The sequence below is a fragment of the Longimicrobium sp. genome (assembly GCF_036387355.1).
In the GTDB taxonomy this organism is placed as follows: Bacteria; Gemmatimonadota; Gemmatimonadetes; order Longimicrobiales; family Longimicrobiaceae; genus Longimicrobium.
On the sequence record NZ_DASVTX010000127.1, the window covers coordinates 1 to 10,820 of the forward strand.

Here is a 10,820-nt window from a genome sequence, read left to right on the forward strand (position 1 = left end):
CGGCCCGGGTGGGGGCCCGCCCCGGACGCTGCGGATTGCACCGGCATCATCGTCTGCTCATCCGTTGCTCCTCCGCGCACCGCGGCATACGTTGCGCGCCGCTGTTCATCGGTCGGAAATCCCATCCACCTCGCCCAGACGGAACCAGATGCGCGCGGCCATCTTCCACGAAAACGGCGGCCCGGAGGTCGTGCGCATCGAGCAGGTGCCGCAGCCCGTGGCCGGCCCCGGCGAAGTCCTCGTTCAGGTTCGCGCCGCCGCGCTCAACCACCTGGACCTGTGGGTGCGCCGCGGAATTCCCATCGAAACCACCATGCCTCACATCGGCGGGTGTGACATCGCCGGCGTGATCACGGACGTCGGGAACGGGGTGGCGGCGGAGCGCGTGGGCGAACGCGTCGTCATCAACCCCGGGCTCTGGTGCGGGCGCTGCCGCGAGTGCGCGCGCGGGCAGGAAAGCATGTGCGAGCGCTACCGCATCTTCGGCGAGCACACGGACGGCGGGTTCGCCGAGTTCGTCGCCATCCAGGCGGACCACGCCTACCGGCTTCCCGACGACCTGTCCTTTGAGGAGGCCGCCGCGCTCCCCGTCTCGTACCAGACGGCGTGGCGCGCCCTGGTCACCCGTGCGCGCCTGATGCCGGGGGAGGACGTGCTCGTGATCGGCGCGTCCGGCGGCACCGCGCTCGCCGCCGTGCAGATCGCCCGGCTGATGGGCGCCCGCGTCTTTGCCGTCACTCAGGGCGCGGGGAACGTGGAGCGGCTGCGGGAGATGGGGGCCGACGTGGTGTACGACCGCGCCACCACGGACTGGAGCCGCGCCGTCCATGCGGATACGGGGAAGCGCGGGGTGGACGTCGTGGTCGAGAATGTGGGCGCGGCCACCTGGTCCGGCTCGCTGCGCGCCCTGGCCCGCGGCGGGCGGCTCGTGACCTATGGCGCCACCGCGGGGCCCAAGGTGGAGCTGGACCTGCGCTCGGTGTTCTGGAAGCAGATCGAGGTGATCGGAACCACGATGGCGTCGCGATCGGAGTTCGAGGACCTGCTGCGCATGGTGTTCGCCGGCCGCATCCGCCCGGTGATCGACACGGTGATGCCGCTGGACGAGGCGCGCGAGGCGCACCGCCGCCTGGAAGCCGGGGGACAGTTCGGCAAGATCGTCCTGGTGCCGTAGCCGGCAATCCACATCCCGCCACAGCCGTGCTCTTGAACGCAGAAGCGCCGCCCCGGAAGGGAGCGGCGCTTCAGTGCTTCAGGACGGATCCGGTCACCCCTCGGACGCGTCGGCCGTCTTGCGTACATCGTTGGCGCGGGGACCCTTGGGGTCGTCCTGGATTTCGTACTCCACCCGGTCGCCACGCTTCAACGACTTGAAGCCTTCCATCTGGATGGACGAGTGATGCACAAACACGTCCTTTCCGCCGTCATCCGGACGAATGAAGCCGAAGCCCTTGTCGTCCTTGAAGAACTCCACCACCCCAGTCTGTCGCGCCATGATGCCTCCGCTACGACGGAATCCGCTCCTTCCCGGCGCGCCGCTCCGTCGGTCGCCGCCCCGGACTGATTACGCCTCCCTTCGTGCAAGACGCGGGCCGTTCAGATGTTTGTCGGGCGCCCTTTCCGGCGGGCTGTCCGCGGCGCTCCGGTAAGAGTAAGAATTGCGATTTCTGGCCGGCAGAAGAGACGCACCGGAATGTGCCCAGTGCCAACGCCCCGTGAGGTATACACCTGCGTCCACGGACGCCGCCGCACCCCCTGTTCGTACAATTCGTCGAACTCCGCCGGGTTCAGCACGGCGCCGGAAAAAGGGATGCGAACCTGCCCGCCGTGGGTGTGCCCGCTCACCACCAGGCCCACCGCGTCGCACTCCCGCCGGGCCCGTTCCGCCTGGTCGGGATCGTGCGCCAGCAGCAGGGTGAAGTCGCGCTCGGCGGGCGGGGGAAGCGCCTCCAGGTTGGGGGCGCCGTACGAGTAGTCGTCCACCCCCGCGATGCACAGCCGCGCGCTCCCCACCCGCCGCATCTCCGCGCGGTTGGTCAGGTCCGTGAGCCAGGGGCGCTGCGCCACCTCGTGCCGCCACAGGTCGATCCCCACCGTGTGGTCGTGGTTGCCCGGCACCGCCCACACGCCCAGCGGCGCGCGTAGCTCGCTCAACGCGTCCAGCACCGGGTTGAAGCTCTGCGCGCTGTCGTCCGCGAAGTCGCCGGTGAGCGCGATCAGGTGCGGCTCCTCGCGCATGGCCAGCCGGCATGCGCGGCGCACGAGGGAGAGCGGCGTTCCCCCGCCCGCGTGAAAGTCCGTGAGCAGGGCGATGCGCAAGCCTTCCAGGTCCGGGTGCAGCCCGCGGACGTGGATGCGCGGCCGCGTCACCTGCAGCCAGAACGGCTCCACCAGCGAGTACGCCCCCAGCGCCGCGGCCGCCGCCGCCGCGCCGATCCCCATCCACCGTGCCGCCTGGTTCTGTTTCATGCCCGCCGCAGGGGCAAGCGGCGGACCAGCAGTGCGAGACGAATTGCATCGCGGAGTGTGGGCAGTGACCGCGGCACTCACCTGATCTCCCGCCGTCCTCTCCGCGTTTCCGGGGCTGCTGCGGCCGCCGTTCCGCGGGTCACGGCGGGGCAGGGGAGCGGATGCGATGCGCGTGAATCTTGCCGCCGGCGCGCCGCGCGAGCACATTCCCGCCGCGGCCGGAGTACGGCCCCCGAGTGCAACGAGCTTCCATACCCGAGGAGATCATGGTGAACACCGCCGCGACCGCCGCGGAGGGGCTGGAGATGTTTTCCCGCCCGTCCGTCCGCACGCTGCTGGACGAGGTCCGCGAATCGCTGCGCGTCAACGAGGGCGCGTTCGAGCTGGTGAGCCCCGACGCCCTGCGCGCCGGCGGCATTGACCGGCTGGTGCGCGCCGCCGTCTTTGGCGACGACGAGGACACCCGCGACACCGCCCGCTGGCTGATTCTACGGGCCGGGCACGCGGTGGGCATCGCCCCGGCTTCCATTCACGACCTGTACACGGCCCGCGGCCGCGGCGACGTGGGCGGCTTTACCGTTCCCGCCATCAACGTGCGCGCCGCCTCGTTCGAGACCGGCCGCGCGCTGTTCCGCGCCGCCCGCGAGCTGCGCGTGGGCGCGCTCATCTGCGAAATCGCGCGCTCCGAGATCGGCTACACGGACCAGCGCCCGGCGGAGTACGTGTCGGTGATGATCGCCTCGGCCATCAAGGAAGGGTGGTCCGGCCCCCTGTTCGTGCAGGGTGACCACTTTCAGGTCAACGCCAAGAAGTACAAGGCGGACGCGGAAGCCGAGCTGCGCGCGGTCAAGGACATCATTCGCGAAGGGCTGCACGCCGGCTTCTACAACATCGACATCGACACCAGCACGCTGGTGGACCTGGACAAGGACGGGCTGGACGCGCAGCAGGAGCTCAACTACCGTCTTTCGGCGGAGCTGACGGCGTACGTCCGCAAGCACGAGCCGGCGGGGATCACGGTGAGCATCGGCGGCGAGATCGGCGAGGTGGGCACGGAAAACTCCACCCCCGAGGAGCTGCGCGCCTACATGGACGGCTACAACCGCGAACTCGCGCGCGTGGCGGAAACCGCGGGGCGTCCTGTGGCGGGGCTGAGCAAGATCAGCGTGCAGTCGGGCACCACGCACGGCGGCACGGTGCTCCCCGACGGGTCCATCGCCGACGTGGCGATCGATTTTGAGACGCTGCGCACGCTGTCGGAAATCGCGCGGCGGGAGTACGGGATGTCGGGCGCGGTGCAGCACGGCGCCTCCACGCTGCCGCAGAGCGCGTTCGGCAACTTCCCCACGGTGGAGACGGCGGAGATCCACCTGGCCACCAACTTCCAGAACCTGCTGTACGACGCCATCCCCGGCGAGCTGCGCGAGCGCATGTACGAGCACACGCGCAAGAGCTTTCCCGAAGAGCGCAAGCCGACGGACACCGAGGAGCAGTTCATCTACAAGGCCCGCAAGAAGGCGATCGGCGCTTTCAAGCGCGAGCTGTGGGACCTGCCCGAGGCGGACCGCGAGCGCATCCGCGCCGTGCTTTACGAGCAGTTCACCTTCCTCTTCCGCCAGCTGCGGGTGGAGGGAACGATGGACGCCGTCGCCAGGCACGTCGCCCTCCCCGAAATCCACCGCACCTCCCCCGCCGACATGCGGATGAAGGCGGCCGAGGACGACTGGGATCTCTCCGACTGATTGGATCCTGTCGGAACACGGAGCCCCGCACGGCAACCGCCGTGCGGGGCTTCGTACATCAAGGGGCGGCGCAACGCCGTATCGAAAGCGGCCAGAATTGACAGATCCTCGCCTGCCGGCTATCGTGCCTCGTCCAGCCGGGGAGCTTGGGATGCGGAACGGATTTCTTGCGCTGATCTGCGTGTTCGGCCTGGGCGGCTGTGCCACGCTGCCGCGGTCCGCGCCGCCGACGTCCGGGGATGCGGCCGTAATCGCCGCCGCGATCAATCACTTGGTCGCGGATCTGCGCCGCAGCGACGGCGTACCCGCGGGAGCGGTACGCTACGACGCGCGTGTCGTGCGGAGCCGCCCGCTTCCGCCCGACGCGCGCGGCGTGACATCCATCGTTTACGATCTTACGGTGGAGCGGGGTCGTGCCGAGGCCGCCGCGGTTCGGGCGCTGGCGCGGGCGGAGGCGGGCAACCTGGACGAGGCGCGGGTCTGCCCGTCGGAAAGCCTGCGAACCTGCACGCTGCGCGAGGCCGTTGCTGTGTTCGCGACAGGCGATCCCGTCGCCTCCGGCGAGTCGGTGCAGGTGATCGTAAAGGCGATGTGGCTGAGCAACCTGGTGAAGCAGCCGGTGCAGGACGGCGTGTTTCTCGTCACGCTCCAGCCGCGCGGGAACGGGTGGGAAGCAGTATCCACGCGGACGCTCGTCATCTCCTGACACGACGCGGCGTTGCCGGCTCTCAGGCACCGAAGCCCCGATCATTCGCCCTGCGGCGGTGATCGGGGCTTCTGGCGTCCACCCGCCGTGCTCATCCGCGAAAGCAGCGCGCGGCGGCGGGCGGCCCCTCCCCGGCCCTCCCCGCGCAAACAGCCGCGCAGCAGAGGGAGAACTGCAGGTCGGTGCGGTCCGGACGGTGCCGATGCGGCGGACGGAGGCCCCCTCCCCCAGCCCCCTCCACCCGTTCCGCGGGAGAGGGGGGGGGCGTTCGGCGCGAGGGCGGCGTTTAGCGCCGACCGCCGCGTACACCCCAGTGCAGCCTCACAGCAGTACCGTGAGGCTTTCAGCAGTTGTTGCGGCGGCTTCAGCCGCTCAACAAGGCCGCAGGCCAATCCGGACTACCGATCGACCACTCTCGTACTCTCGCACTCCGCACTCAGCACTCCGCACTCACGCACCCAGCACTCACGCACTTCCCTCCCGCACTCCCCCGCGCCTTGACCTCCCGCCCCGCGCGGTCCACAATCCACCCATCCTTTTCCGCTCCCCGCGACCCCGGGCCCCGTGACCCCTCGCACGCTCCCCCCGCGCCACCGGCGCGGACCCCGGTGCACGTGACCCGGCGCCTGACTTCCGAGCGGCTGCCGGAGCCGCGCCGCATCCTCACCTGGGTGTACGTCGGGCGCGTCTCCCTGGGCGTCGCGATCTTCCTGGCGGCGGCGCTGTCGTGGAAGGCGGCGCCCGCCAACACCACCCTCGCGGCCACGCTGCTGCTCATCACCGCGGGCACGGTGTCGGTCGGGTCCTTCTGGTGGACGCACGTGCTCGGCCGCACGCCGGGCCGCAACTACCTGTACTGGCAGATCGTCTTCGACGTGCTCATGGTGGCCATCGTGGTCCACCTGACCGGCGGAAAGGAGAGCGACTTCGCCCCCCTCTTTGTTCTCGTCATCGTCTCGGCGGCCATCCTGCTCCCCTTCGTGGGCGGCATCCTGATCGGCATTCTGGTCAGCCTGCTGTACTTTGCCGACATCGTGTGGAGCACGCACACGGTGGATGCCAGCGTGCTGCTGCAGCTCTGCCTGTTTACCGTGGTCGCGCTCGCCACCGGATACATGGGCGACCGGCTGCGGCGTACGGGCGCCGTGCTGGGCGAGGTGGAAACGGAGCTGCGCCTGCTGCGCCTGGATACGGACGACGTGCTGGCCGGCATCGCCACCGGGCTGCTGACGGTGGACGGGCGGGGCCGGCTGGCGTTCATCAACCCCGCGGCGGCGGACCTGCTCAAGCTGCGCGCCTCCGACTGGCTGGGGCGCGAGTTTCTGCACAAGCTGGATGCCGTCGCCCCCGGGCTGGGCGAAGTCATTCTCCGGTCGATGAACAGCCGCACCCCCATCCGCCGCTTCGAGACGGAAGAAACGCCCTCGGGGATGGTGTTCGGCGTGAGCACCACGCTCATCCAGCGCGAAGAAGGCGGGCTCCCCTCGGTGACCGCCATCTTTCAGGACATCACCGAGCGCAAGCGGATGGATGACCTGCGCCGCCGCGCCGAGCGCCTGGAAGCCGTCGCCGAACTGTCCGCCTCGCTGGCGCACGAGATCAAGAACCCGCTCGCCTCCATCCGCAGCGCCACGGAGCAGCTGGCGATGGACGGCATTGACCGCGAGGACCGCGAGGTGCTGGGCGGGCTGGTGGTGCGCGAGTCCGACCGGCTGAGCCGCCTGCTGACGGAGTTCATCGACTTTGCGCGCGTGCGCATGCGGGCGGCGGTGCGCGTCGATGCGGCGCGGGTGGTGCACGAGGCCGTGGACGTGGTGCGGGCCCACCCGCAGGCCGCGGACGTGCAGGTAGAGGTGGAGGTGTCGCCGGACGCCGCGCGCGCCGCCGTCACGGGGGACGGCGACCTGCTGCACCGCGCCGTGCTGAACCTGGTGCTGAACGGGGTGCAGTGGGCCGGCGCCGGCGGGCGCGTGCGGGTGGAGCTGGACGCGCTGGACTCGGACCTGATCTCTCCCGCGCGGGGGAGCGAGCCTGTGGTCCGGCTGCAGGTGACGGACACGGGGCCCGGGGTGCCGGAGGGGGAAAGCGATCACGTGTTCGACCCCTTCTTTTCCCTGCGCCCGGGCGGCTCAGGGCTGGGGCTGGCGCTGGTGCAGCGCGCGGCGGACGCCCACGGCGGCGCGGTGTTCGTGGACCAGCCGCGGCGCGAAGGGTGGGGCGCCACCTTTGTGCTGTACCTTCCGCAGACCGGGTCGCGTTCCGCGTCCACCCAGCCGGAAGCGGAAGTGACGGAGACGGACGGCCCGGCGCCTGCGGGACCCCGGGAGCCGGACGCATGACCAGGGAGGCGCCGCGGGAGGGCGCATCCCTCATCACACCAGTAGAGGGCGGGCCGTGAGCGAGCCGAAGATCCTGATCGTGGACGACGAGGTCGGCATTCTGGACACCCTGCGCATCCTGTTGAAGCGCGAGGGGTTCCAGGTGGAGACCGCCGTGGGGGGGCAGGCGGGCATCGACCGCATCGCCGACGTGCGGCCCGACGTGGTGCTCAGCGACGTGCGCATGCCCGGCAAGGGCGGCCTGGAGGTGCTGATGGCCGCAAAGGAGATGGATCCCGCCCTGCCCGTCATTCTCATGACCGCGCAGGCTTCGCTGCAGACGGCCATGCGCGCCGTGAACGAGGGCGCCTACTACTACATTCAAAAGCCGTTCGCCAACGACGAGTTGATCGCCATCGTGCGGCGCGCGGCGGAGAGCCGGCAGCTCAAGAAGGAGAACCAGGCGCTCAAGACGGAGATCCGCCGCCGGGACCGCAGCGACACGTCGCGCCCCATTGGCCGCAGCCGGAGCTTTCTGGACGTGCTCAAGACGGCGGATACGGTGGCGCCCAGCGACAGCACCGTGCTCATCACCGGCGAGTCGGGGACGGGCAAGGAGGTGTTGGCCAAGCACATCCACAGCATCTCGCAGCGGGGCGACGGGCCGTTCGTGTCCATCAACTGCGGCGCGCTGCCGGAAAACCTGCTGGAGAGCGAGCTGTTTGGCCACGTGCGCGGCTCGTTTACCGGCGCCGTGCGCGACAAGCAGGGGATGTTCGTGGCGGCTAAGGGCGGCAGCTTCTTTCTGGACGAGGTGGGCGAGATGTCGCCCGCGCTGCAGGTAAAGCTGCTGCGTGCGCTGCAGGAGCGCGAGGTGATCCCCGTCGGCGCCACGGACCCGGTGCCCATCGACGTGCGCATCATGGCGGCCACCAACCGCGACCTGGACGAGGAGATCCGCCGCGGGGGATTTCGCAGCGACCTGTTCTACCGGCTCAACGTCATCACCCTGCAGCTGCCGCCCCTGCGCGAGCGCCCGGACGACATCCCGCTGCTCATCGACTATTTTCTGAACCGCTTTACCAGCGGCCGCAACCGCCCGCCGCTGCGGGTGGCGCCGGACGCGCTGGCCAGCATGCAGACGTACGACTGGCCGGGCAACGTGCGCGAGTTGGAGAACGCGCTGGAGCGGGCCGCCGTGCTCACGGGGACGGGCGATGAGATCGCCATGAGCACGCTGCCGCCGCGCATCACGCAGCGGCAGGCGCAGCCCCTGGTGTCGGCCACCCTGCCGCCCAACCCCACGCTGGAGATCGTGGAGCGCGCGTACATCCACTGGGTGCTCTCGTCCGAGGGCGGCAACAAGACCCGCGCGGCCGAGGTGCTGGGGATCGATCCGTCCACGCTGTACCGGAAGCTGCAGCGGTACGGGATGGAGGGGTAGGGAGGGCGGGAGTGCGGAGTGCGGAGGGGCGGTACGAAAGTACGAAGGTACGAAAGTACGAAAGTACGAAAGTACGAAAGTACGAAAGTACGAAAGTACGAAAGTACGAAAGTACGAAAGTACGAAAGGGCTGGACGCCCGTGACGTGCCGCTCCGATCGTCCCCGCGCCTCCGCTCGCCCACCGCGGACGATGTGGCGGCGCCCAGTCCACGCAGGCGGACTTCGTGCTGTTCCAGCGGCGAATTCATTCGCTCTGGACGGCCGAACCTGCCGCCGCGCCGCCGCTTGGCGCCGACGAAGGATCTGCCGCGCTGCAACTCCGCGAATCGCACGGAAACCACGCCCGCGGTTTGTACGCGGTTGCAGACCCCGATCGTGGACGCGACAGCGGCCGCGAGTCGGGGCTTTCCGCTGTGGAGCGGCGGATTCATCCGCTCAGGCGGCCAGCGGCGGCTCGCGTTCTCCGGTTCTGATCGAGATCCGCCGTCGATCCACTGCTGACTGCTGCCGATTCGCCGGGCGCGCCGCTGCTCCGCTCCTCGCGCCGGGGTTGCGGATGCAGTCCGCGCAGGCGGACTTTGCGCCGTTGTTGCCGCGGCTTCAGCCGCCCGTCCCCAGCCGATTCTGCTCGCGGACTGCACCTTGCATCTGCGAAACGTTTGATGATGATCCCTGCGGATCGAGGGGCGCTGGGCCGCGTGAGCCAGCCCGGGCCGGTCCGCGTCCCGTTCTTCCGCAACCGTGCCGCGCACCCGCAATCCGCCACCCGTGCACCTGATCCCGGCGGGCCCGGTGGATGACGGGCTGCTCCGCGCGCTGGGCGCAGACCTGGAGGCGCGCGCGGGACTGCAATGGTGCGTCGGCGAGCCCATGCCGCTGGATCCCGATTGGCGGACGCAGGCCGGGATGTACCCGTCCTCCGCGCTCATCGACGCGCTGATCGCCAGCGGAGACGACAAGGGCAGGGGACGGCGGCGCCCCTGGAGGCTGGCAATAGCCGATGCGGGCCTTTGCGCGCCGGGTGTGGGCCCCGTGTTCGGCGAGGCGGAGGTGGGGGGATGCTGCGCCGCCATCGGGCTGCAGCCGCTGCGGCACGGGTCCGGCGCCGATGCCGACGTTCTGCGCGGGCGGCTGCTTACCGAGGCGCTGCATGAGCTGGGGCACCTGGCCGGCGCGGACCACTGCGGCCGCCCCTCGTGCGTCATGTACGCGTCGTGCGACATTGCCGATACGGACCGCAAGCACGCCGGGTTCTGCGATGACTGCCGGGGGGCGCTGAAATGGCGCGGCTTACGTGAGTCTTGACCCGGCCCGCGAGGGTTCCTAACTTGCCGGACATTGGATGCTTGCCTTTACGCGACACGACTGCTCAAACGCTTTGCCCGTCACGCTGATCCGGCTCCCGCGCGTCACAGAAAACCCGATGAAATCCACATCGCTTCGTTCGCTGCGCCGCGCCTACGTGGACTGGGTGGAGGAGCAGATCGAAGAGTTCAAGGACCGCATCCCCCGTTCGCAGCTGCTGCAGCTGGCCGACGAGGTGGTGACGGGGCTGCGCGTTGACAAGGACGGGCAGTATCAGCTCACGGAGATCCTGCTCTGCAACGCCATGGACCGCCGGATCTTCCGCATGCTCAAGCTGCCCGGCTACCGGGCATGGTGCGCACAGCGCAAGGCGGAGGAAGCCGCGGCGACGGTCATCACCTTTCCCCTCCCGGAACGCTTCGCCCTGAGCAGCGCCCCCATGGCCGCCACGGCGGCCGAGTACGGGGAAGAAACCAGCGCCCTGGCCTGTGTCGGTTGAACACACCGGGCTGGCGTCACAAAGACACACCGTCGGGCGTCCTAAGGGGCGCCCGCTTCCGTAAGTAGGCGTTTTGCGCTAGTTTAGCCGCGGCGCCCATTGGGCATGGCGCCTGCACCCGGGTCTCCTGGCGCACTCTGCTGCGCGTGACCCATCCCGAGGTACCCACATGGCACAGAATCAGTCCCCGTCCGGCACCCTGCCGGTTGACAGCTTTTCCGGCGCCGCGAGTGCGGACGTTCCGGTGCTCCGCATTCCGCGCAGTGTTGCGTTCGTGTGGGGCGGCGAGGTGAATCCGTCGCCGTCGCTGCCGTACGGCCGCTGGAAGCCGGGCGC

The 10,820-nt window shown here is 69.8% G+C and carries 9 protein-coding genes; 7 read left to right on the forward strand and 2 right to left on the reverse strand.

All coding sequences use genetic code 11. The features are described 5' to 3' along the window. Positions 1 to 148: 148 nt before the first annotated feature. Positions 149 to 1,174 carry a zinc-binding dehydrogenase gene (locus VF665_RS05845; protein ID WP_331052479.1) on the forward strand — a complete coding sequence of 342 codons (1,026 nt, stop codon included), beginning with the start codon at positions 149 to 151 and terminating at the stop codon, positions 1,172 to 1,174. A 93-nt stretch (positions 1,175 to 1,267) separates the two neighbouring features. Here the strand turns inward: VF665_RS05845 and VF665_RS05850 are convergent, their stop codons facing one another. Further along, entirely contained in the window at positions 1,268 to 1,495 is a 228-nt protein-coding gene (locus VF665_RS05850; protein WP_349263106.1) for a cold shock domain-containing protein, read from the reverse strand. A gap of 101 nt (positions 1,496 to 1,596) precedes the next feature. After that, entirely contained in the window at positions 1,597 to 2,469 is an 873-nt protein-coding gene (locus VF665_RS05855) for a metallophosphoesterase (protein WP_331052480.1), read from the reverse strand. 266 nt (positions 2,470 to 2,735) lie between these two features. Between VF665_RS05855 and VF665_RS05860 the strand changes: the two genes are divergently transcribed. The 6 genes from VF665_RS05860 (at position 2,736) to VF665_RS05885 (ending at position 10,484) form a co-directional block, all read left to right on the forward strand. After that, positions 2,736 to 4,211 carry a class II fructose-bisphosphate aldolase gene (locus tag VF665_RS05860; protein WP_331052481.1) on the forward strand — a complete coding sequence of 492 codons (1,476 nt, stop codon included), beginning with the start codon at positions 2,736 to 2,738 and terminating at the stop codon, positions 4,209 to 4,211. Between the two features lie 151 nt (positions 4,212 to 4,362). Continuing rightward, positions 4,363 to 4,917 (forward strand): hypothetical protein, encoded by a 555-nt coding sequence (locus VF665_RS05865; protein WP_331052482.1) that lies wholly within the window; start codon positions 4,363 to 4,365, stop codon positions 4,915 to 4,917. 608 nt (positions 4,918 to 5,525) lie between these two features. Next, positions 5,526 to 7,256 (forward strand): two-component system sensor histidine kinase NtrB, encoded by a 1,731-nt coding sequence (locus tag VF665_RS05870; protein WP_331052483.1) that lies wholly within the window; start codon positions 5,526 to 5,528, stop codon positions 7,254 to 7,256. A 55-nt stretch (positions 7,257 to 7,311) separates the two neighbouring features. After that, positions 7,312 to 8,679, forward strand: a complete 1,368-nt coding sequence (locus tag VF665_RS05875; RefSeq protein WP_331052484.1) for a sigma-54 dependent transcriptional regulator — start codon at positions 7,312 to 7,314, stop codon at positions 8,677 to 8,679. Positions 8,680 to 9,448: 769 nt separating this feature from the next. After that, positions 9,449 to 9,985 (forward strand): hypothetical protein, encoded by a 537-nt coding sequence (locus tag VF665_RS05880; protein WP_331052485.1) that lies wholly within the window; start codon positions 9,449 to 9,451, stop codon positions 9,983 to 9,985. Positions 9,986 to 10,103: 118 nt separating this feature from the next. After that, positions 10,104 to 10,484 (forward strand): hypothetical protein, encoded by a 381-nt coding sequence (locus tag VF665_RS05885; RefSeq protein WP_331052486.1) that lies wholly within the window; start codon positions 10,104 to 10,106, stop codon positions 10,482 to 10,484. The last annotated feature ends 336 nt before the right edge of the window (positions 10,485 to 10,820 follow it).